The organism is Vibrio sp. FE10, from assembly GCF_030297155.1.
Classification (GTDB): domain Bacteria; phylum Pseudomonadota; class Gammaproteobacteria; order Enterobacterales; family Vibrionaceae; genus Vibrio; species Vibrio apostichopi.
The window spans coordinates 1,645,576-1,667,864 of record NZ_AP028068.1; the positions used below are offsets into that span (position 1 = coordinate 1,645,576).

A 22,289-nucleotide genomic window follows, 5' to 3' on the forward strand; every position below is an offset into this window, starting at 1 on the left:
ATCATGTCGGCAGAAGCACAAGCACCAGAACAAGAAGCGGCTCTAGTTGAATCAGGCTCTCTTCTGGATAGCATTCTAAATGAGACTCGCCTTAAACCCAGTGATGAAGGTTTTGACGTTGCAAAGCGTGGCGTTGAAGCATTCATTGGTGAGTTGTTAAGCAGCTCAACGGTAGAAAAAGTAGACCAGTCTTTGGTTGATTTGATGATCTCTGAGATTGATCAAAAGTTGTCTAAACAAGTTGATGCAATTCTTCACAACGAAGAAGTTCAAGCGATTGAATCAACATGGCGTGGTCTTAAATATCTTGTTGATCACACGGATTTCCGTGAAAATATTCAAATCGAACTTATTTCGGCTAAGAAAGACGAAGTCCTAGACGATTTTGAAGATGCACCTGAAGTAGTAAAATCAGGTTTATATAAGCAGATTTATACTCGCGAATACGGTCAATTTGGTGGTAAGCCGGTAGGTGCCGTTATTTGTGACTACCAACTGTCTGCGTCTTCACCTGATATCAAATTAATGGAATATATGGGTAATGTAGGTGCTATGTCTCATGCACCATTTATTACTTCTGCTTCCTCTCAATTCTTTGGTTTAGATTCTTATGAAGAATTACCAAATTTAAAAGATTTAAAGTCGGTATTTGAAGGTCCTCAGTACACTAAGTGGCGCGGATTCCGCGAGCACGAAGACGCACGTTATGTGGGCCTGTGTACATCACGTTTTATGCTACGTACGCCATACTCAGTTGAAGACAACCCAATTAAGGCCTTTGACTACGATGAAATGGTTACTGATAGTCACGACAATTATCTTTGGGGCAACTCAGCTTATGCTATGGCTTCAAAGATCAGTGAGTCGTTTGCAAAATATCGTTGGTGTCCAAACATTATTGGCCCTCAAAGTGGTGGTGCGGTAACTGATTTACCGGTTTACAACTTTGAAGCAATGGGTCAGATCGAAACTAAGATCCCAACTGAAATTCTGGTTTCTGACCGTCGTGAGTATGAACTTGCAGAAGAAGGCTTTATGGCATTAACAATGCGTAAAGGCTCTGATAACGCAGCGTTCTTCTCAGCAAACTCAGTTCAAAAGCCAAAAGTGTTTGCGAACACACCTGAAGGTAAACAGGCGGAGATGAACTATAAGTTAGGTACTCAGTTGCCTTACATGTTTATTATTAACCGTTTAGCTCATTATATTAAGGTACTTCAACGTGAACAAATTGGTTCTTGGAAAGAGCGCACTGATTTAGAAGTTGAGCTTAATAAATGGATCCGTCAATACGTATCTGACCAAGAGAACCCGCCAGCAGAAGTTCGTGGTCGTCGACCATTACGAGCGGCTAAAGTTGAAGTCTCTGACGTTGAGGGTGACCCAGGTTGGTATAAAGTATCAATGTCTGTTCGTCCACACTTCAAGTACATGGGCGCGAGCTTCGACTTATCTTTGGTTGGTAAACTAGACCAATAGTAAGTTTGGAAATAAATAAGCGGCCAGGTTCACTGGCTGCTTTTTTCTTAGAGTGCAATATGGAAAAAGGTTACCGATTATTAGAACGAATCGAATTAGGTGAACCGAAAAACTGCTATGAAAAAGTCGTTTCACATAAGCATTTAATCGAATCTATTCACCTACATCTTGCTGATTTGCTAAATACTCATGCGGGTAATGCAATGATCGACGGGGAATATGGCTTACCTGATTTCAATGATGTTCTATCGAACAACACCAATTTAGTGCGTCACATCCAAAAGAACATCACTTCCACAATAGAAAGCTTCGAACCTCGGCTGCGAAGCGTTGAAGTACATTACCGAGAAAATCACAACAACCCTCTTCAATTAGGCTTTGGCATATGCGGAGAAGTCTTACATAACGGTGGAAAAGTTCCGATGTCTATCGATGTCTATATGGGAACTGACGGCCAATTTAACGTTTAGTAGGTGCCCCTTGAGTAACAGTAAATACTTTCAAGATGAACTCACATATCTACGAGAATCCGGTAGCGAATTTGCCAAATACAACCCAAAACTGACCAATTTTTTATCTGAAGGAACATTCGATCCCGATGTAGAACGTCTTCTTGAAGGCTTTGCGTTTCTTACTGGCCGTATTAGAGAAAAGATTGATGACGAACTCCCAGAGCTCACTCAGTCATTAATGACACTGTTATGGCCACATTACATGCGTTCGATTCCTTCGTTGTGCATTAGCGAACTAACGCCACACTCGGGAAGCGTCACTGAAAAAACAGTGGTGAAGCGTGGGGCTGAGATGGCTAGTGAACAAGTAGAAGGTACGCAATGTTTATTCAGAACCTGCTATGACGTAGAGCTGTTCCCCTTAAAAATAACAAGCATTGAGCAAAGTAATAGTCGAACAAGCTCATCTGTTGATGTGACTCTGGCGACTGAGCATGGGCTAGAGTTATCTCGTATCGGGTTAGATAAATTAAGGTTTCATTTACATGGTGAGATCCATATAACTAGAATCCTTTTCTTATGGATATTTAGATACTTAGACTACGTCGAGCTAGACGTCGGTGGGGGCTATAAACGTAAACTTGGACCTGAATTTGTTAAACCGGTTGGGTACCAGGACGACGAAGCGATACTGCCATATAGCGACAATTCATTTGCAGGTTACCGCTTGTTGCAAGAATATTTTTCTTTGCCAGACAAATTTATGTTTTTCGATATTACTGGACTCGATTGGTTAAAAGGGATACCGCAAAGAAGCACCGTGAACCTTAAATTCCATTTTAAGAGGGCATTGCCTGCTGAAGTTGTTCTGAAAGATAAGCACTTAAGGCTACATTGTACGCCAGCTGTGAACCTATTCGAAAAAGATGGTGATCCAATTCGGCTTGAACATCGCCGCAATGAGTATAAAGTTCGGCCACAGAGTGACAATCAGGACCACTACGAAGTTTATTCAATAAACCAAGTGGAAAGTTGGAGCAAAAATGAAAGGCGACGAAAGCCACTTATTGAATTTGAATCCTTTGAACACCAGATAAATCAGAGAGATAAACGTGACTTCTATAAGTCAAAAGTTTCAGAGCGAGTGAGTGGAAGAGGGCTTGAGCGTTATATCTCTTTTCATACTCACAATGGTGATATTGCAGACCTAGGGACTGAAACGGTTTTGATGAAGTTATTGTGCAGCAACGCAGACTTGTCTGAAAGGTTGTCTGTAGGTGACATAATTTATACAACTCATAAGTCTCCAACTTACGCCACGTTTAGTAACATTACCAAGCCAACACAATCTGTAAGCCCGCAAGTGAATGGGGAGCTTCAATGGCAACTGATTGCTAATATGTCATTGAATTATTTGTCGCTCTCTAATATTGATGTACTTAAAGTTTTACTGTCGACATATGACTTTCATTCTAGAGTAGATAGGCAAGCTCACAGGGCTTCATTACATAGGCTAGACGGAATTATCGCATCAGAAATGAAACCTATCGATAGAGTGTTTAGAGGAGTTTCCGTTCGTGGTAATCAATTTAAGCTTAAGATGAACTCAAGTTTCTTTGTCAATGAAGGAGACATGTTTTTGATGGCCAATGTCTTGAATGAGTTTATACGTTTGTATTCAAGTGTTAATTCATTTACAGAGTTAGAAGTTTACGATGAACGCAGTGGCGAAAGCTACCAATGGGCGAGCTTAACTGGACAGCAAACGATCTTATGATTGATGAATTATCAGATAAAATAAACGAATTCAGTTTTTTTCAAGCCGTCTTATTATTAGAAAAACACTATCAGTTGTTACCGGGCAGTGATTTTGTAGCGGTTGGTGAAAACAAGTATTTTTATCAAGAAAGAATTGCGTTTAGTGTTTCTCCAAACCTATGTTTTCCCAAAAGTGACATGGAATTCATCAGTCATATGGAGAGGTCTGGTGAGCACTATTCAAGAATCGAAACTAACTTCTTAGGATTACACGGTTCAAGTTCACCTTTACCTGCGAACTATACAGAAAAATTAGTAGGTAGAGATGATGATGATAATCCAGTTAGAGACTTCTTTGATTTCTTTCATAACAGATATACCAGCTTAATCTATCGTGTTTGGAAAAAGTACCGTTATCATGTCCAATATCAGAGTGATGCGACGGATGACTTTTCTGGGCGTATGTTGCACTTGGCTGGGTTGTCTAATGTCATTCAGGAATCAGATACCATAGGACTTGATCGTGCAAAGATTTTGTCTTATGTAAATCAGTTATCTACCAGAACTCGCTCTCCGAAACTTATTTCTGGCATTGTCGCTCATTATTTTTCTCTACCGAGTGTTCGAATCGAGGAGTGGGTATTTCGAAGAGTAAAAATTGCAGAATGCCAAAGAAATCAATTAAATAGGACGAATTGTATTTTGGGTTCGAACTTACATTTAGGCAAGAGTATCCCAGATCTAAACGGTAAGTTTAACCTCTGTATTGATAACATCGATTTTGAAACGTTCCGAAAGTTTTCCTATGGAGGAGAGTTCCATAAGACCTTAGTAGGCTTGATGCGTTTTATACTTCGCGATCCTATGTCTTGGGATTTAAAGTTAACTGTTGATTTAGCCTCAGTTCCACAGAATCAACTCGGTCAGGGTGACGGGACGAGTTTAGGGCAAACTTTTTGGTTGGGCCAAGCTGGTACAAAAGATGCGAAGATTAGGGTGATTGGAGGCATTTAAAAAAAGCCGCTCATAAGAGCGGCTTTATTTTTAACGACTTATTGGTTGGTGTAGCACTACCGTTGTATTGAGAGAGCGAATGCCATTGAAAGACTCTATCTCGTTACATAAATGGTGTATTGATTGTAAGTCAGGTGCTTCAATCAAAGAAATAATGTCGTAGGTACCACCAACAATGCTTGTAAGTCTTACTTCAGGTAATTCTTTTAATGCATTGCTTACATCATTTTTCTTACCTTTTTCACAAGAAATTAGCAAATAACTTGCCGCCTTTCTCCCGTCATTTTCTACTCTAATTTGTGCCGTATACCCTTTGATAATACCGGTTTTTTCCAGCCTGTTGATGCGTTCAGCGACTGCTGTTCGCGACAAGCCTATGTTGCGAGAAAGATTTGCAATCGATTCTCGCCCATTGGAAAGTAGATTCGAAAGAATTTTACGATCTAGTTTGTCTAAGCCTTGTAAACTAATGTTGGACATCATGTGTTCTGCCTTTTCTGAATTATTATTGTATTTGTATTTGTATTTGTATTTGTATTTGTATTTGTATTTGTATTTGTATTTTAGCTATATAGCTTCGGGTAGAGTGAAGTTATACAGCTCCGCTAACGTAAACGGGTTTTTCTGAGTCAAAGGAGTAATTCGTAAGCTCAGATCTCTGCCTGATACTTTGATATCACTCACGAAGCTGCCGTTATGGGTATTTGTTAACGTTGAGTCACCAAATAACCGATAGATAGCCCATTGACCATTCTTGCTCAGTACGTGCTGTTTACCTTCGTCTGTTACGTCTTGAATCGTAATACTGATATTGAAATCTCCGTTTTGAGGAGGCCACTCAAGTTCACGAATTCTGCTTGGACCATGGTAATAGTTGATATTTGAGTCCGCTATTTTTAAGCTGGCTCTTATTGCACTCGAATCCAGATCAAGCACTTTCGCACTGAATGGGAGGTACAAGCGGTTTGTACTCTTGTTAATTAAAGTATCTCTGATGACATTGTAATTTCTTAACTGAACAAGCAGCTCTGGCGAGAGTGGCATAATTTCACCTTCTACTTGTTTCGGCGTCCATAGGTTTGTGTCGTAAAAAGGCGCGAAATTTTTATCGATAAATGCATCTAACAATCCACCCGAAGCAAATAGTAGCTCAAAGTCTTCAATAGAAATTTCCTCAGTTGCACTTAGGTCAAAAGGGTACCTTCCCAAACCTAACTCTTTGAACTTGGTATAGATCTCACTATACCAAAGAGTCTGGATTCCTTTTGATGATTCAGAAATCATCACAGACCAGCTCTGGTTAACTACGTCTAAAAGCCAACTTCTGACGGGTTCAGGCGATTTTTGCGCTATCTGTTTTAAACGGATTAGAGGATCTGCCTCCGTACTACTCATTCGGTGTTGTGCTGCGGTTAACGCTGCCATTTGAGGGTCTGGTGCGTCAGCTATATCCTTCATATAAGTACGAACTCTGCTAAGTGCAGTTATCGTTTCATCCCATGGTGTAGGGGAGTTAGGGGTTTCGTTAATTTGTAATTGATTCAAGATGTGGAAAGCTTGTTCAACTCTTTTCATCAACAAGTAGTCAGGTTGAACAAGTTCTTCAACGAGTTCTGGTGCTGCATTTACGGCACCAGCAAGTTTAGGGTTAACCTGGGCCATTAATGCATTCTGTTGTCCAACCGGGGAAAACTGAGTGTTTGTATAAACTTGTTTTAGAACGGTTGTCATAGGAGAAGAGGGACCAGAGATTAAATCTATGGCATTGGTGATCTCCCCTATATTGTTGTAACGCTTTACTTTTAGTTCGCTTAAAGCATTTCGCCAATAACTGATGTAGTCATCCGTGTATTTTTTTCGTACTTGCTTCTTGAATGTTTCTTGTTCTTTGTCTGTTGGGATTACGTGGTTTGACAAACCCAAAACCCAGTTGTCAGTGATGACTTTTTGTGACATTAAATCAACGCGAGGGCGGTAAAAAGTACTGAAACCTGTTGATGTATAGACCTTATCAATTTCTAATCGTCGAGGATCCAAGTTATCGTTGAAGACATTATTAAAGTCGAAACCCACTGCTCTTTGTAAATTCAGGGTGCCCAAGTCAATGTCGCCTGCTTGCTGCAATAAGCTGGCGTAAACTAGGTCGACGTTTGAACTAGAGAGCAGTGATCGTCTTGTCGCACGAACCATATTCATGTTGATCGGTACGGGTTCAAAATTCGTTCGGAAATACGCGTCTAAATACTTCATGACCGTTGTTATTGTCTCTGGTTGGTCATTGAGTTTTTGCAGCGTTGACATTGTTTGTTGACGAAGAAATTTTATCTCGCGTTTTGTCGGATCATTCAACATTAAGTAACCTTTTAGTAAAGGTAATGCATTATTAACGTTGTCTTGGTTTTGTGTTAGTTGTAAACGATAACCTTGCTCAATTACCGGCATTAAGTGGTTTCTAATTTGCATTATGAGGGCTTTATAAGCGATTTTTGTACTTTCATCGAGACGACTTACATTCATGTTCACAAGTTCATTATCTAACGCTTGTGAGCCACTAAGCCATGCTTGATAAGATGGTTGTACAGTTTGGATAGCGCTTAAAAGAGAGCTTTCAAAAGAAGCGTTTTTTGGAGATGCCGATTGTGAATCATCAATACCAATAAGTTGACTAATGACTCTTAAATTGTCGTCTAAAGTCGTCGAAAATAGATAAGCACCACTACTAAGCAAAATTATGGAAGCGGCAACAGCTAGGCGACTTTGCCTTTGAATCATCCTTAGGTAAGTTTTGTTTTCGCCCGCAAAGTCAGATTCGGGCAGGATCTGAGAATCCATTAAGAAACGTGTGAAATAAGGCGTTTCAGTTAACTGAGTATGTTCCGACGCAATGATCGGCAAGTTAAAGTAGTTACTGCAACTCTTCGCTAATAAGTTGTATTTTCGACCACCTTGGATATTCGATATAAAAAATACTTCACGGATATCAAGAGAGTAAGACCCAGTATTGAGTTCAGAAAGCCTTTCTATTACAGAAGCAATTTCAGATTGGCACAATTCAAATTGCTTAGGGAATGCCAATATAGCTTGCTTCTCGTTGACGTCATTAGAGTGAGACGACGAATCTAATGCATTACTCTCCATTACTTTTACTAAATTGCGGAAGCTATCATGGTAGTACTCAACAAATACACCTTTCGCTTCCTTTAATGGAATTGATAGAAACTCAACCGAGGTCTTTAAAGAACTAAAGTGTATGTATTCCTTGAAGCCTTCTAACTTGTCAAGCTTAGACATCATTAAGTATAAAGGGATCGCTGAGGATGTTTTTTCACTTACTGATTCTAGTCGATGGTTAAGCGCGGTTAACGTGTAATCGATTTGCTCGGTCTCAGAGACAATTAGAAATTCAAAATCGATAAAAAACAAGCAACCAGAAAATGGCTTTCTTGGTTTATGTCGAATGACTTCATCTACAAATGAATCCCATAAAGCGCTGTCGTTACTGGACACCTCTTGAAACAACAACCGTTGATCTGGTTTGATATAAACAGCAGAATCAGACTCATACCATTCAAAAAAGTCATTCTTTGCAGTACGGGTTTGGTCCATTGGTTTAATAGCGCTGGAATTAAGCAAAAACTGAGTTCGACCCGCATACTTATTACCGATCATCAAATAAATAGGTTTTTTGTTTGATTTCGCCAAAAGAGGGCGGATGACCATAGCTAGCGCTTCTTCTTCTGTTTCAAGCTTAAGCGCTTTACTATTATTTTTTTTCTTTAGCCATAAAGTGATCTGGAACAACGAATAGAAAAGTGTTACCGCACCTAATGCGATCCAAAGGTAAAACTTGTCTGTTATATCTAGCCAGAGGATATAAGTAGCAGCGATTATAGCCGCAAGAAAGAGGAAAATGGCTGTCGATATAACAACAGGGTTCCTCATTAGTTTGTGTTTTAACATAAGCCTATTTCGTTGTTTTAAGTGTATTTTATGATCTGATTTGAACGCTATTTTTAGTGCTACGGTTGTTTTGTTTTAAGCTCAGATTCCAAGGTTTTTATTTTATGTAAATAAACGTTGAGTATCCGAAGAGATTTCTTAAGTTCTTTTTGTTTTTTTTCTTTCTCTGCATACTCAATGCGACCGATCAAAGGGAAAAGGGAGTTACTGTATTCGTAAGCACGCGCTGTATTTTGACTTTCGCTTCCTCTTATCACATTTGCAAATACAGTTCTTGCATCAGAGAAGCGTCGGTGAAGTTGCATGTAATCTGAATCTAATTTTTCTTGCTGACTGGTGAACTCTTGACGTAAACGTAAAACTGATGATGAATCTGGGTAGAGTTTTGTTAGGTCAATGGTCAATTTATCAAGGGCATCAATCTCATACACTTTTACAGGGTTAGTCGCCCAATCTTTCATTAGGTTGTCTAATTGGTTTACGACATTAGGTCTCACATCGTCTGAAATTGAAGCATATTCATATTTTAACGAGTGCGCTATTTCACTTAACTGAGGGATGTTTGATGAAACTACTTTTCTTGTAAGTACTTTCAATTGGTACTGTTCATAAAGGAAGTGAGAGGACAGTGCTAGTACAAGAAACCCAGCTAATAAATAGATCACTAAATAGTTCGACGTTGATCTTTCGTCTATTTTGGGAGCAATAGTTGGCTTACTGTTAGATACATCAATTTTAATTCCAGCTGATTGAGTAACAGGGGCTACCTTTCTATTTTCTTGTGCCGCGAGCCTTGTTTGACTTGCCGCTTCACGGAGCTTCGCTTCGTTTTCTTTATGTTCATCTACCCATTGTTTTAAGATTCTGCGAACTCCACCTAGTGAAGGTGCTTTTATTCCATAATGGAGCCTAAGTTCCTCTTCTATTCTCAAACATAAACGGTGGCAAGTTTCGATCAACAAAATGTCGTCAGAGCTAGTTTTAATGCTCTTAATCCGTTTTTCAGTGTGCTCAACCATCCAATCAATCGCACCGATCCTTGCGTTTGATTTGCTTACTTCAGGATATGCGTTGAACCAATAAACGACACACAAATCCAAGATTGAGCTAAGCCCCTCGGCTAAACCTTTTAAACCATCATTATGCGTTGCTGCGACGGTAAAGTAGCAACTACATCGAAAGTCTTTGCTATTTTTGGAGAGAATCTCCTTAGACAAAGACTGGACTTTTCTCCAAGAAACTCTACCTGTAACCTTATTTAGGTTATTAATTTGACGCTTTATCTCAGTAAAATCATCTAACGCGTTTGGGTTAGTTCCGCTAGGTTTTTCTTCATCAATAGGTCGCCTTGTGAAATCCGAGGAAAACATAATCTTGATATCCAACTGTATATATAATGAAATCGAAAAGTAGGATTAACTAATAAAGCTAGTCTTACCTTATTTATATTTTTATATTTTTTAGGGATTCTATAGTCAAAAAGGATAATTTGAATGTTAAAAGATTTGAAAAGCTCTGAAATTAAATAGTATGTGACGTTATTCACAAAAAAATCAAAATCAAGTGCGTTTTTATGTTGGTTTTTATAAAACTTCAGTGATTGATGTCACATTTACAGCGTTACTCTTACAAAATATTATGCATATTACTATTGATGTGTATGGCTGTTTGTTGGTCAATAATCGATACGGTCAATCATTCCTGAATAGTATTAAGCTATATTAAATTAGCAAATTATTTTTAGGTAATCATTATGGTATAAGTAAAGGATAAATACATAGGCATTCTTAAACTTTTAATTTAGTGAATGCTAATTTTCCTGTGTTATTTACTATCTGATGCGATCTAATTATTGATAGTTTTGATTTTATAATTGTATTTAACCGGTGAATGTGCGTAATGCATTTTCTTGTAGATATATCGTTTTTTTTACTAGTTATAATGCCGTAATTAGCGGGAGCCTCCGTCTCCTTGTTGTAAAAGACATAATACTTGCTATCTTGCGCATCTACTTAATATATGGATGAACTCAGAGGGAAGCATGCGAAACCTAAGTCAGATCGGTCTAATATCAACCATGTGCCTTTTTTCGTCTATCGCAATCGCGAAGGGTGAAAGATATGGTGGTTCAGTAAATATGCTGAGCATAGATACTATAGAATATGAAGAAGGACCGAGTGGACAAGTTGATGCTCTGCGTTACGGGTTCGTCCATACACGTCCAATTGATGAAAGTAACAATCGATGGCGTTGGTGGTTAGGGTTTAATTATTTAGCAGAAGACGATATCGAAGCTCCCAAGAACGGCGTGTATAACGAGGTAACCAATTACGAATTTCGTATTGTCCCTCAGTATGCATTAGGTAGTTGGTCAATATTTACACCTTACATAGGTGCAGGCTTGTCTTTAGGTTACTCGCAATACTCTAATCGTTGGAAAGTTGATGACCAAGGTTTTAGGTATGGTGAACAACTTGAAGATATCGACCAATTTGAAGCCGGTGCTGTTGTTACTCTAGGGAGTGTGATCAAGTTAGGCAGCAATCCAGACGCCCACTTACAAATTATTCCCCAAGCCTCATACATCTTACCTTTTTATAACGAAGGGTTAGGTGGCGTTGAGTTTAGTGTTTCTCTCCTGTTCTAAAGGCTATTCATGCGAATTAATCAATTGGTTTTGGTGATCTCAAAGTGCCCAGAAGAATACGTTGGAGCTAAGAGTATAGAAATGCCTGAAGAGGGGGGGTCTATTGGTCGTGAAGCCGGGTGTACAGTTTCATTGACTGATCATAATCGCTTTATATCAGGTACACATTGCTTGCTAAGCGTATATGGAGATACCTATTACATCAGCGATATCAGTACCAATGGAACCTTGGTAAATGGGAATAAGATCTTGAAGAATCAACCTGTCTCTTTATGTGACGGAGATAGAGTCTCTTTAGGTCAATACGAAGTGAGTATTTCTCTTGAGTTGGTAACGACTTCATACGACATAGCTTCTGAAATAGCACCAGAAAGAGATTCTACAGACCCTTTAATGAACTTGGAAGAGTCTGTTGTTGAAGAAGAGGCTGAGGCCGGTACGCTCGAAGATCTCTTTATGGAAACGAAACCTGATGGTGTTGAGACCCATGATCCCGTCGAACACTTAAAATTCTCGATGCAAAGAGATGATGACTACCTTGTTAGAGACGAAAGTAACGAAACAAGTCTTACGAAGTCATCGACAGAACATCAAAGGCAAGTCGTTGATGACAGTCTGAGTATCCATTCTGAGTTTGACCTTCCTAGCCTGATTCCTGAAGATTGGATGGGGATGGAAGAAGAACAGCAGGCGAGCCTGAAAGCTAAAGATGTCGTCGATGATCAAGCTAAGATATCTAACCGTTTAAAACCAGCAAGCGTTGAAGGTTCAGATCTTAAGTCAAACACACCTAACGGCAGTTCAGGGACTCTCAAAAATAAACTACCAGAAGTGCCACCTGTCACTATTATACCTCATTCCACAAATATACAGAGCCATAAGTGGGAAGAGGTGACACAAGAGTTTGTCCCTCATACCGAACCACAAGAGCAGCCTGTTGAAAGTGAGAGTAGAACTCAGAGTAATACCGCATTGAGTGAAACTTCTTACGAGCATGAAAATGTAACACATGCATTCTTTGAAGGACTGGGTGTTGATTTAGAGTCTGACACGAAACATGACGCTCTATTTTTTAAACAAATGGGCGCTTGTTTAAGATTGTGTATCGATAATTTGTACAAAGATTTACAAAGTGTTGAAGAGCTTACTGACGAAAGTTCATTTGCCCACAATGATCTTAGCCTAACTACATTGATGTTAACGCTAAATAGTCAAAACCTGTTGGCTCCAAATGAGCTAATTGAACAGATACTGGATGAACTTAGCGAGCACGATACCTTATATGCGAAGGCAATTAACGATTTGGTATTGGAGCAACTAAAAGCGAATGATCCTCAGCAGTTTGCTAACATTTTAAGCCAAGAGACGCGCTTCCTTAGTAAGTCAAAGTTGTGGCAAAAGTACAGTGAACATTATGAGCAGACTACTCGACAATTCAATGAGTCGACTTTTAAAGCGTTGATGAAAGACAGATATAACAAGGTTGCAAAAGCTGATCATGCGTAAACTTATAATCCCCATTACTTTGTTCCTATTATCAGGTTGCTCTATGTGGGAGCAATTTAAAGAGTCATCTGGGATCACACCAGAGACATCTTCAATTGAACTTGTAATAGAAGCTTCAGAGCTTCTTAATGTTCGAGAGCAGGGACAATCTTCGCCGGTCATTCTGAGAGTTCATGAACTCACTTCACCTGTTTTATTTCGTAGTTTGGATTTCTTTGCTCTATTCGAAAATGATAAAGCGTCCTTAGGTGATGAATATATTAAACGATATGAATATCAACTACAGCCGGGCGATGAGCTACATGAGATTTTAGAGTTAGATCCAACGACGCGAGCATTAGGTTTTTCTGTGGCATTCAGAGATATTGATGGCTCGTCTTGGCGGAAGGTTGAAGTGATCGAAGAAAAAAGTGAGTACTTTCTGAGATTAAAAGTAGAGGGTAGTGAATTATCTTCGAACAATACTCGCGGTATTGAACAGACGTATTTTTAAGGAACTGACGAATGTCTTTATATAACCCAGTTGTTTGGCAAGATGGTATGTTCATGAAGCCTCAACACTTTCAGCAACTCGATAGGTCTCAAGGCAAGTTATCTAACATGCTTAGCTCTAATAGCTCTCCCTTACACTGGGGAGTGAAAAAAATTGAGATTAACACTGAGCTACTGGCACTTGGCAAAATCGGGATCACACGAGCAGAAGGTATCTTACAAGACCGTACTCCATTTGATTTACCGCTTCTTGCTGAGCTTCCAGAAGTAAGAGATGTTGACCCTTCTATTGCGGATAAAGTGGTGTACTTATGCTGCCCACTGCCATCAGAACGATCTGAACTCTTTGGCGGAAATGGAGACGGTGCTCGCTATAACATGGAAACCCAAGAAGCCGTAGATGCATGTTATGAATCAGAAGATATGGCAAGTATTGTGGTGGGTAAGCTTAACTTTTTCTTAATGTACGATCATGAAGATAAGAGCGCATATACATCAATTCCCATTTTGAAAATTTCGGAAGTGAAACCAGACGGGAGCATCATTCTGGATGAGAACTATATTCCGACGTGCATTGATATTCACGCATCTATAGTTTTGAGCAAGTTCGCGACTGAGTTCGCGTCAATGCTTAAACACAGAGCCGAATCGATTGTTCAGCGCTTAGGCGTGGTTGACCAACAGGGCGTGTCATCTGTTGCTGATTTTATGTTGTTACAAGCTTTGAATCGTTATGAACCGTTGTTCTGGCATTTTGCAAGTGTGGAAGGCGTTCACCCAGAGTCATTTTATCGGATCCTGTTACAAGCGGAAGGTGAATTATCTACACTGTGTTCTGCGTCTCGTAGACCACAAGAGTTTACAAAATATAACCATAGCCAACTGACCGATTGTTTATCTCGTACGCTTGATAGCGCGAAAATGACATTGAGCGTGATGTCAGAGCAACGTGCAATACCTCTAACATTAAGAGAGCAAAGCTACGGAATTCGAACAGCAGCAATTCCAGACAGTAAAATTGTCGAATCGACGACGTTTATTCTTGCTGTTAAAGCTGACGTACCACTCGATATTCTACATACGCAGTTTGTAAGCCAAACAAAGATTGGTTCGATCGACAATATTCGCGATTTGATCAACTTACAATTGCCGGGTATTGAAATGAAACCAATGCCTGTGGTCCCTAGAGCGTTGCCTTATCATGCGGGTTATACCTATTTTGAGCTCGATAAAGCGAGTGACGAATGGGATGCATTGAATAACACCGCAGCAATCGCTGTCCATATTGCTGGCGACTTCGCGAACCTATCACTACAGCTTTGGGCTGTACGTCTATGAGTTACGCCGAAAATGATGTCACCGTAGTACTATTTCAACCTGAACCAGGCAAACCAATGGAGGTTATGCCTGCACCTGATTTATCTAGGAATATTGCGGTAAGAGACCTAAACGTAGAGAGCATGGGTGTTAACCCGTTGGTCGATCAGTTTACTTGGTTAATAGCCAGTCTCTCATGTATGTCTTCGATTCCTTGGTTGGACGATCCTGGCCCTTTTAGAGAACAAGTTGCACGAGAAATTCGCAAAGGTGAACGAAAGCTCAATGAAATGGAGTTGGATCGTGCATCAATATTGGTCATACGCTATTGCTTATGTGCTGCAATAGATGAATCTGTGTGTAGGCAAGAGTGGGGGGCAAACAGCCATTGGAGTACCAATAGCTTATTGTCGGAGTTTCATAACGAAACATCTGGCGGCGATAAGTTTTTTACTATTTTAGAGCGCTTGAAAGCTGATCCACGAAAATATAGACACGTTATCGAATTCCTTTATTTATTGCTTCAACTTGGGTTCAAAGGTAAATACGGCCGAGAAGAGCGTGGTAACGAAAAGCTTTCAGAGATAGGAAACACAATTTATCGCTTAGTCCGAGACGAGCGTTTAGCCGAACAGGAAAAAGTAACGTTAGTTAACTTAAAGGCGAAGTATTTAAAAAAACCTCTCAAACGCGTTATTTCCCCTAAGTTAATTATTGGCGTCAGTACTGTGATCTTTGGTGTTATGTATGCCGCGACCTACTTGGTCATTGACCTAAAATTTCAGCAGCTACTGGATGTTTATCAATAGCATTAGGTTTAATTGTGAGATCTTCTGTCCGTTTTTAAAAATAGACTCGAAGTAACAGTCTCATCCTTCATTTTCACTACGTACTTAGAGAGATTGCAGCCTGCGATCTCTTTTATCATACATCGATTGGAATTTAATTGGATTTACTATGGGCGTAACAGTTTGTGCGAATGGACTCAGCGTAGTTCATCAAGGCTCAGGAGGAGAAGCGAACGCAACACTCCCTGATGTTTGTTTAACAACAGTCGGCAAACCTGTTGTTCCTATCCCTTATGGTAATAATGCAAAGTCCGCCGATTTAGCGGGAGGCACCACGACCGTTTCTATGGATGGTGGTAACAGCATTGCTATTAAAGGCAGTAAATTCAGCGCCAGTACTGGCGATGCCGGTGGTGATAAAAAGGGCGTAGCCTCAGGTACTATTGAAGCCGAGGCCGAATTCATATCCGCTTCTCCTACCGTTAAGTTCGAAGGTGTCGGTGTATGCCGCCTTTCTGATCAAATGACCATGAATAAAGCCAACACCATGTGTTTAGGCGGTGCTCAAAACCCCTCGGTTTCTGTAACTGAAGATCAGGAAGGGACGTATACGGTTGATTTAAAAGTCACTTATGACGATGGAGCAGGGTTCCAGGCTCCATACAAGTTAGTTGATAGCGGTGGTTCTAGCTTTGAAGGTGTTCTTGATGAGAAGGGAGAAGCTAATGTCAGCGGTATCGCTCAGGGCACTTTTCAAATTGAATATGGAGAGGACATTAGAGATTTTCAGCCAGATATTAAATATGTCAACACAAACCCATATTATAAGAACACCTTTGACCCTCATAAGTTGATCGAGAGTACTAAAATAGGTCAAGTAGGTTTCTGGGAAGCTGCCAAAAATCAATCTTCAACAGTTGGCAGCTGGCTCTGGGGCTTTATTGTAGGGGATTTTAATAAAGATCCCACAACTGGGCAGATAATGTTAAATACATTACTTGGTGTTGTCCCGGGAATTGACCAGGTTCTCGATGCAAGAGATATAACTGCAAACATCTTGTTCCTTAGCGAAGAAGAGAATCAAAACAGCCAAGAAGCATGGTTAGATTTGGCATTGTCGGGTATTGGCGCAATACCAACTTTGGGTTCAGTTTTAAAAGGAGTAGGAAAGGCAGTAAAGTCAGATAAATCTCGTGATGATGTTTTTGCTCTTGTTAGAGAATATGGTAAAGGTGATGTAGATAAGTTCTTAACTAATCTGGATTGGAATGTTATTAAATATGAAGTCTTACAAATCATCTCTGAGGCGATTCTGAGTTTCGCTGATGTATTAGACGAGTTAGCCAAAAAAGCCTCTTTCTTTGGCTACGATGAATATGCGCTGGAAATTGGAAATTTTAAATCTCAGGTTGAAGCCGTCGAAAAGCAGGCACACCAACATATTCCTGATGCTTTAATGTTTCTGAAAGACAAAGTCGATATGAGCCTTCGAAGAGGAAAATCTAAATCGAATGCTGGCTCACAATCAGATAAAGGGTCTGCTGAGGCGGGCACGCATGATGATAAAGTTAGCCAAGAAAAGAAAGAGAAGAAGCCGGATGAATGTTGGTTATGCGAGAAGAAAGTAGGGAAGAAGAAAACAGAAAAGCCTTCGGCGACTTACTGTGACCAAAATGGTTTTAAAGGTAAGCACCATAAAAGAACGGACGATGAGTATGGTTTTGTAGGACGAGGAACATCTGGGAATGGTCATTACCCATGGCTTAAACTAAAGGCGCACAACAATCGCAAAAATGCTTCTTCAATGCAGCACCCACTCTATGCTCGTTGTTACGACAGAGACTTGAACGGTAAGTATGTCAGGCCTCAACAAGTTTGGGATAGCGAAGAAGGACTAGATGCATTTCAAGAGCTAAAAGCCTTAGGAATTACTGATAAAGACAAAATGGAAGGTCTTGAGAAGAACTTGCAAGCGCATCATATAATTACTGTAAATGAATTGGAAAATAATGATTTTCTTTTCAAAAAACTACCGTATCTTGGATACAATCTTAACGATTGGCATAATATAGTTGTTTTACCTGGTATTCCCGAACTAGCATGTTTCTATGAAATGCCTTTACATAGTGGGTCACATCCAGCAGCTTATACTGATAATGTGAAAAGAAGACTGAGCTCATTAAGAAATGCCATTCTAGGTTCTAAATACTGCAATGAAAACGGTTCTAAAGCACTAGAGCTAATAGTAAAAGAGATGCAACAGCATAGTTTAGATGTTTATAAGCAGATAACTCAATTCCGTAGAATGGGTGCTTTGAATCACTCTAACTACGATGTTTATAAAAAAGGAAACAAGGGGTGCTGCAATAAACTTAAACATTCAGATATAGAGAACGACTCAACTCCTTGCCGGCACCGAACATTATCGAAAATGGATGCTTCTGTGCATCATGACTTTAGAACCACTAAAGGTGGCATTCCGGCGCGTATACCTTATGCTGGCGTGGTGATTTCAAAATTAGGATATTAAGAATGGATTATTATCTGTTATTCAGTAGATTCGAAAATGGTGAAGGAAGTTTTTCTGTTCAAGAGCCGTGGAATTTAGTTTTAGAATATACATTACCTCAAAGTAAACTATTAAAAACTCGCGGAGTTTACCAAGTGGATCAATGTTATGCTGAACGTGGGATGTCCGATTTCCTGAAAGTGGGAATTGGTAAGCTTGCGAGTGAAAAGATACAGCGGGTCTTTTATGAACATGGGTTTACAGGTATTCAATTCGTTCCAGTCGATGTTGAAAATAATGGATTGCATCATAATTATGCATTTATGAATCCAACCGCCCATTATGATTTACTCGATCCCAATGCATCTGAAGCAAGAGACTTGGATGACCATTATGGAGGTTATTCTAGTGTAATTGAAGAAGTTATTGATATTGATAAGTTCAAAAAATCATTAATAACTCATGATTGTTTTACACTTTCAACATATAAAGATCCTTATTATGTGAGTGAAAACGTAAAACAAGCTCTAGAGACTGCTGGTGTAACTGGAATTGAATTCATACCTATGGAGTTTGCATGATTGAACAGAAGTATAAACAAGATGGTTTGCTTTCGGAAACTAAGTCGGATTCATTGTTCCCCAAAATACCGGACTTAGTTCTAGTTTTTTTTCCTTCACCAGGAGTCTTTGTAAGAGATACCTTGAAAGTACCGGATACTTTTAAAGCTGAAACGGCAACTTATTATGAACCCGATGGAGAGCCTTTTGGAAATATGTATGTCTTTTTGCCAGCAGTCTTACAAAGCCAATATGATACGGGAAGAAATGATAGTGGCATTGTTTATAGTAAAGGTTCTCTCAAGTTTGAATCAGCGTTAATTCATGCTTTGCTCGAGCAAGCCTCTGCAGTGATTGAACATCGCTCAAGTTGATCTGATAACACGTATCCGCTTCTATTCGATGGTCAAATTGGTTCACCTAGCAACAAGTTTGACCTATTAAAGTTGAAGAAATCCACTAGATGAAAGACTTATACTCAAACTTGAAGAAGATTATGGGTGTGTTTTCATTCACCAAAGCGCCGTAAGGCGCTTTATTTTTATCACTATAGTCGACTAAATATGTTTATCGGCCAAATATATTTCAAAGATCTAAATGATAGGACTATAAACCTAAACAACCTAAAGGCAGGCTCATGAGTGATTATTTTTTCGTAAAAAAAACCAAATTACACCAATTTATGCAGTTCCTGATGAATATGAAGACGCTGCATACAGCACAATATTTACTTTTCCATGTGGCTCTGTGCCTGTTTTAGAAAAATATAAGCCAGAAGAAAATTATATAATACCAGATGTTATAATGGAGCCTGATTTTTCCATATCTAGATATTATTCTCGACGCTTAAGAACAACGCCCATTTTCTCGCCGAACGCGAGGGTTAGGTACATGAAGATTTCATCATCATCGACGGCCCATGACTTACCCGAAACCAAGCTACCCGTTCGTGGTAACTCGCGATTTAAATAAGCTTCTAGTGCTTCTTTGTTAGTGTAATTCAGCTCGGTTAACGAGAAGGTGATCTTTGAGTCAATTCGTCCTTGAACTTGGATATTGCTGGTTACGCTGGTTTGAAACGGTGTTGCAGAATCCGATTTAGGTTCAAAAGTGGTAATTAGCCGCGCACTCTCAGATTCGGGGGCATCAATGATGAGTTGAGTCCTGATGCTTAATGAGCGCTCGCCATAATTAACGGTCGTGTGTCCACTCCAAAAGCCAGTAAACGGTTTAGTTGGCGTGTAGTTTAGTTGGAATAATAGGTAACCAAACGCGACACAGGTAGCCCACATCACGAGCACTTTATAGTGTTTCGATTTTAATTGCATAAGGTCACTTGTTCTTGGTAAGCACAATGAACGGTTTCTTCATCGTCTTTTAAGTAGATGGCCATAACCTGTTGGTCTTTGTCGATAACCACTGTTGGTGTCTGGGATAGTGTATCTATGTGTTGGTTCTCTGCTTCGACCACTGAAATTTGTTCTAGATAACGTGCCGACGGAGCGAATGAAGAGCCTAGTCCGTAACCTACCGCTACTGCCAATAAACAACCGATTACAGTCACCGCCCCAAAGCGTTGTAAACGACTTTCATCACGAGGCTGAATCTTACTCTTGTTTACACGGTTCAGTTCCTCGACTTTGACGTCAACAGGATCGAAATCACCGTGCTCAACAGCTAAATACTTTGCTGGGATTTCTGGCGAAACATGGGGGTGTTCTTCAATGAGTTTAGGCGCTATTGCTAATAAGTATCCTTGCTTGGGAATAGTACGAATAAGTGAGCGTTGGTCGTCTCCCATAGCTTTTCTTAAGCGTTTGACCAGTTGGTTAATCGTCGCATCCGTCGCATAGGTGTTTTCATACAGCTCTTGAACGATGTTTTCACGAGAAAGCACTTCAGGAACCTGTTTGATCAATGCATTCAGCAAAGCGGATTCTTTTGCTCTTAATCGAGTGAGGTTATTGTCTTTAGACAAAACCCCTGATGTTGATGAATACAAGTATTCACCAATTAGGTAAACAGGTGGTTCTAAAGTGAGTTTGGTCATAGGTAAATAGCTGAATAGAAACTGATTTTATTATCGCATTTTAGTCATTATATCGCCACCAAGTCTGAATCTATGTCGGCAAGCTCATTTTTAGTAGGTGTTAATGTCCTTGATTGTATTCAAACAATACTAAGAAAGTAATGTTTAAACCGCTAACTCTAGGAGCTAACGGCTTGTTTTGTTATCAATATAATACGAGAGATTTTGCTAGTGCGATTGAGGTTTTGAAGTGAAGGGGACTAGAAAGCGTAGTTCAGTGACGCTGACAGCAGCCATTCTCGGTGCGTGAAGAAGTCGATGTTAGAATCGTTCTTTCGCGTGCCGGTAAAGGTCGCGACGCTCCAGTTTTCCCAACTGCCTAGATCTTTGTACTCATAGGCGATGAATAACCTGTAACTGTTGTCTGCTCGGGTACGGTCGAATATTGGGTTGTCTGTACGATAGTCACTGTGAGCGTAATTACCTGTCACCGCTAGTGCGTAAGAACTCGATACAAAAAAGTACGAGGCTTCAACAGCGTATCGATTGTGTTGGTTTGCTTTACCTTCAGCATCATGAAAGGTGTAGCTTAGTCCGTAATTGATGCCGGATTGAGGGCTCAGCATTGATAAGTACTGGGCTTTGATGAAATAAGCTTTGCTATCACGTTTTAAAAGATCATCGGGAACATGATCTTCTTCGACGTCAGCGTAGGCCATATCTAATGAAATGTTGGTTTGTGCAAGGTTGCTTAATTTCATTCGCACTGCGCCACCATCGACATCGGTCTTTTGTCTACTCTCGTTAACGTCGTAAGGGTTTGTCCAAACTTCCCCTGGAATAACTGTTGGTAGGTAGGCCAAATCAAAGGTGGTACCGGAGTCTAACTGTTTTTGGTATCCGAACTCGAATGCCAGCGTACCAACCGATAAGTCATCACGAGAAGTACCCATGTTGCGTATTTCGGCTGATGTGACCCCTAGTTTCGTTTTTAATCGACCACCTTTTTAAGCCTCTCTTTTCTCTTCCTTAGTTTTACTCCAAGTGGTCGATTTAAGCCAGTTTTCTCATTGATTCCCCTCGTAACTCGATTCTATGACTTTGATGAACCAACCTATCTAAGATCGCATCAGCGATCGTCGAGTTGTCGATCATCTCGTGCCATTCTTTTACAGGTAGTTGGCTGATAATGATTGTACTGCACTCTTGGTATCTATCTTCTAGCACTTCGAGAAGATTACTTGCATGCTCTTGGCTGAGTTTTTCCATTCCCCAGTCATCGATAACCAACAGTTTTTTCTTAGACAAGCTCAGTAGCAGCTTTTGATAGCTGCCATCAAGGCGGCTACTACTCAGGTCATCAAGTAAACGATTTAGGCGATAATAACGACTTGGGCAGTGTTGCTCACACGCCTGCTCGGCGAGCGCACAAGCAACATAGGTTTTACCTGCACCTGTTGCACCTGTAATCAGGACATTCTGTCGCTTTTGTAAATAAGTGCCTGATAATAACTCTCCCATCATTGCTCTTTTTAAGCCTCGTTCTGGGCGGTAGTCCAGTTGATTACCGCTAGCGCTTAGGCGCAGCTTGGCTTGCCGTTTAAGTCGTTGGATTTTGGTTTGATCTCGGTTCACTATCTCATGATCAAGGATGAGTCCTAACCTTTCTTCAAAGCCAAGTTCAGCATAGGTCGCGGGGTGTATCCTTTGCTGTTCCAGTGCATCAGAAGCATGACTTAGGCGTAGTGATTTTAACTGTTGGATTATTGCGTCCATAT

The 22,289-nt window shown here is 40.1% G+C and carries 18 protein-coding genes and 1 pseudogene; 12 read left to right on the forward strand and 7 right to left on the reverse strand.

The annotated features are described in order from the left end of the window. The first annotated feature begins 3 nt into the window (after positions 1–3). Genes tssC through tssG form a run of 4 tightly spaced genes read left to right on the forward strand, consistent with a single transcriptional unit; the run spans position 4 to position 4,703 of the window. A complete protein-coding gene (gene tssC, locus QUF19_RS24145; protein ID WP_017062582.1) occupies positions 4–1,479 on the forward strand; it encodes a type VI secretion system contractile sheath large subunit in 1,476 nt (491 codons plus the stop codon). A gap of 59 nt (positions 1,480–1,538) precedes the next feature. Beyond that, complete coding sequence (tssE, locus tag QUF19_RS24150; protein WP_017062581.1) at positions 1,539–1,949, forward strand: type VI secretion system baseplate subunit TssE; 411 nt, start codon at positions 1,539–1,541, stop codon at positions 1,947–1,949. Positions 1,950–1,959: 10 nt separating this feature from the next. Beyond that, a complete protein-coding gene (tssF, locus tag QUF19_RS24155) occupies positions 1,960–3,708 on the forward strand; it encodes a type VI secretion system baseplate subunit TssF (protein WP_286300490.1) in 1,749 nt (582 codons plus the stop codon). Further along, positions 3,705–4,703, forward strand: a complete 999-nt coding sequence (gene tssG, locus QUF19_RS24160; RefSeq protein WP_286300491.1) for a type VI secretion system baseplate subunit TssG — start codon at positions 3,705–3,707, stop codon at positions 4,701–4,703. Before tssF ends, tssG begins: the two co-directional genes overlap by 4 nt. Before the next feature lie 30 nt (positions 4,704–4,733). On the opposite strand, the gene QUF19_RS24165 is transcribed toward tssG, so the two are convergent. The 3 genes from QUF19_RS24165 to QUF19_RS24175 form a co-directional block, all read right to left on the reverse strand. Further along, positions 4,734–5,186: an Lrp/AsnC family transcriptional regulator gene (locus QUF19_RS24165; protein ID WP_017062578.1), complete on the reverse strand. Its 453-nt coding sequence runs from the start codon at positions 5,184–5,186 to the stop codon at positions 4,734–4,736. A gap of 84 nt (positions 5,187–5,270) precedes the next feature. Next, positions 5,271–8,663: a type VI secretion system membrane subunit TssM gene (gene tssM, locus QUF19_RS24170; RefSeq protein ID WP_286300492.1), complete on the reverse strand. Its 3,393-nt coding sequence runs from the start codon at positions 8,661–8,663 to the stop codon at positions 5,271–5,273. 59 nt (positions 8,664–8,722) lie between these two features. After that, positions 8,723–10,033, reverse strand: coding sequence for a type VI secretion system ImpA family N-terminal domain-containing protein (locus QUF19_RS24175; protein WP_286300493.1), 1,311 nt, complete (start codon positions 10,031–10,033; stop codon positions 8,723–8,725). A gap of 671 nt (positions 10,034–10,704) precedes the next feature. Between QUF19_RS24175 and QUF19_RS24180 the strand changes: the two genes are divergently transcribed. The 8 genes from QUF19_RS24180 (at position 10,705) to QUF19_RS24215 (ending at position 18,856) form a co-directional block, all read left to right on the forward strand. Then, positions 10,705–11,310, forward strand: coding sequence for a hypothetical protein (locus QUF19_RS24180; protein ID WP_192890935.1), 606 nt, complete (start codon positions 10,705–10,707; stop codon positions 11,308–11,310). A gap of 9 nt (positions 11,311–11,319) precedes the next feature. Next, complete coding sequence (tagH, locus tag QUF19_RS24185) at positions 11,320–12,816, forward strand: type VI secretion system-associated FHA domain protein TagH (RefSeq protein WP_286300494.1); 1,497 nt, start codon at positions 11,320–11,322, stop codon at positions 12,814–12,816. Further along, on the forward strand, positions 12,809–13,309 hold the full coding sequence (gene tssJ, locus QUF19_RS24190) for a type VI secretion system lipoprotein TssJ (protein WP_029222546.1): 501 nt from the start codon (positions 12,809–12,811) through the stop codon (positions 13,307–13,309). The genes tagH and tssJ overlap by 8 nt, the downstream gene beginning before the upstream one ends. 11 nt (positions 13,310–13,320) lie before the next feature. Beyond that, complete coding sequence (tssK, locus tag QUF19_RS24195; RefSeq protein ID WP_286300495.1) at positions 13,321–14,646, forward strand: type VI secretion system baseplate subunit TssK; 1,326 nt, start codon at positions 13,321–13,323, stop codon at positions 14,644–14,646. After that, a complete protein-coding gene (gene icmH / locus QUF19_RS24200) occupies positions 14,643–15,434 on the forward strand; it encodes a type IVB secretion system protein IcmH/DotU (RefSeq protein WP_017062571.1) in 792 nt (263 codons plus the stop codon). Before tssK ends, icmH begins: the two co-directional genes overlap by 4 nt. A 148-nt stretch (positions 15,435–15,582) precedes the next feature. Then, positions 15,583–17,943, forward strand: coding sequence for a PAAR-like domain-containing protein (locus QUF19_RS24205; RefSeq protein WP_286300496.1), 2,361 nt, complete (start codon positions 15,583–15,585; stop codon positions 17,941–17,943). A gap of 2 nt (positions 17,944–17,945) precedes the next feature. Beyond that, complete coding sequence (locus QUF19_RS24210) at positions 17,946–18,503, forward strand: imm11 family protein (protein WP_286300497.1); 558 nt, start codon at positions 17,946–17,948, stop codon at positions 18,501–18,503. Beyond that, positions 18,500–18,856: a hypothetical protein gene (locus QUF19_RS24215; RefSeq protein WP_286300498.1), complete on the forward strand. Its 357-nt coding sequence runs from the start codon at positions 18,500–18,502 to the stop codon at positions 18,854–18,856. Before QUF19_RS24210 ends, QUF19_RS24215 begins: the two co-directional genes overlap by 4 nt. A gap of 459 nt (positions 18,857–19,315) precedes the next feature. On the opposite strand, the gene QUF19_RS24220 is transcribed toward QUF19_RS24215, so the two are convergent. From QUF19_RS24220 to istB, 4 genes and pseudogenes are all read right to left on the reverse strand, one after another. After that, positions 19,316–19,810 carry a hypothetical protein gene (locus tag QUF19_RS24220; protein WP_286300499.1) on the reverse strand — a complete coding sequence of 165 codons (495 nt, stop codon included), beginning with the start codon at positions 19,808–19,810 and terminating at the stop codon, positions 19,316–19,318. Further along, positions 19,801–20,532 (reverse strand): winged helix-turn-helix domain-containing protein, encoded by a 732-nt coding sequence (locus QUF19_RS24225; protein WP_286300500.1) that lies wholly within the window; start codon positions 20,530–20,532, stop codon positions 19,801–19,803. Before QUF19_RS24225 ends, QUF19_RS24220 begins: the two co-directional genes overlap by 10 nt. Positions 20,533–20,771: 239 nt before the next feature. After that, a pseudogene (locus tag QUF19_RS24230) lies at positions 20,772–21,464 on the reverse strand (DUF2860 family protein); the annotation flags it as partial. 100 nt (positions 21,465–21,564) lie between these two features. Then, positions 21,565–22,287, reverse strand: a complete 723-nt coding sequence (istB, locus tag QUF19_RS24235) for an IS21-like element helper ATPase IstB (protein ID WP_286291966.1) — start codon at positions 22,285–22,287, stop codon at positions 21,565–21,567. Positions 22,288–22,289 lie beyond the last annotated feature (2 nt).

Excerpts from the sequence above, each read along its gene's own strand:
- tssC (WP_017062582.1), top strand. The coding sequence starts at position 4 with ATGTCGGCAGAAGCACAAGCACCAGAACAAGAAGCGGCTCTAGTTGAA.
- tssE (WP_017062581.1), top strand. The coding sequence starts at position 1,539 with ATGGAAAAAGGTTACCGATTATTAGAACGAATCGAATTAGGTGAACCG.
- tssG (WP_286300491.1), top strand. The coding sequence starts at position 3,705 with ATGATTGATGAATTATCAGATAAAATAAACGAATTCAGTTTTTTTCAA.
- QUF19_RS24165 (WP_017062578.1), bottom strand. The coding sequence starts at position 5,186 with ATGATGTCCAACATTAGTTTACAAGGCTTAGACAAACTAGATCGTAAA.
- tssM (WP_286300492.1), bottom strand. The coding sequence starts at position 8,663 with ATGTTAAAACACAAACTAATGAGGAACCCTGTTGTTATATCGACAGCC.
- QUF19_RS24175 (WP_286300493.1), bottom strand. The coding sequence starts at position 10,033 with ATGTTTTCCTCGGATTTCACAAGGCGACCTATTGATGAAGAAAAACCT.
- QUF19_RS24180 (WP_192890935.1), top strand. The coding sequence starts at position 10,705 with ATGCGAAACCTAAGTCAGATCGGTCTAATATCAACCATGTGCCTTTTT.
- tagH (WP_286300494.1), top strand. The coding sequence starts at position 11,320 with ATGCGAATTAATCAATTGGTTTTGGTGATCTCAAAGTGCCCAGAAGAA.
- tssJ (WP_029222546.1), top strand. The coding sequence starts at position 12,809 with ATGCGTAAACTTATAATCCCCATTACTTTGTTCCTATTATCAGGTTGC.
- tssK (WP_286300495.1), top strand. The coding sequence starts at position 13,321 with ATGTCTTTATATAACCCAGTTGTTTGGCAAGATGGTATGTTCATGAAG.
- icmH (WP_017062571.1), top strand. The coding sequence starts at position 14,643 with ATGAGTTACGCCGAAAATGATGTCACCGTAGTACTATTTCAACCTGAA.
- QUF19_RS24205 (WP_286300496.1), top strand. The coding sequence starts at position 15,583 with ATGGGCGTAACAGTTTGTGCGAATGGACTCAGCGTAGTTCATCAAGGC.
- QUF19_RS24210 (WP_286300497.1), top strand. The coding sequence starts at position 17,946 with ATGGATTATTATCTGTTATTCAGTAGATTCGAAAATGGTGAAGGAAGT.
- QUF19_RS24215 (WP_286300498.1), top strand. The coding sequence starts at position 18,500 with ATGATTGAACAGAAGTATAAACAAGATGGTTTGCTTTCGGAAACTAAG.
- QUF19_RS24220 (WP_286300499.1), bottom strand. The coding sequence starts at position 19,810 with ATGCAATTAAAATCGAAACACTATAAAGTGCTCGTGATGTGGGCTACC.
- QUF19_RS24225 (WP_286300500.1), bottom strand. The coding sequence starts at position 20,532 with ATGACCAAACTCACTTTAGAACCACCTGTTTACCTAATTGGTGAATAC.
- istB (WP_286291966.1), bottom strand. The coding sequence starts at position 22,287 with ATGGACGCAATAATCCAACAGTTAAAATCACTACGCCTAAGTCATGCT.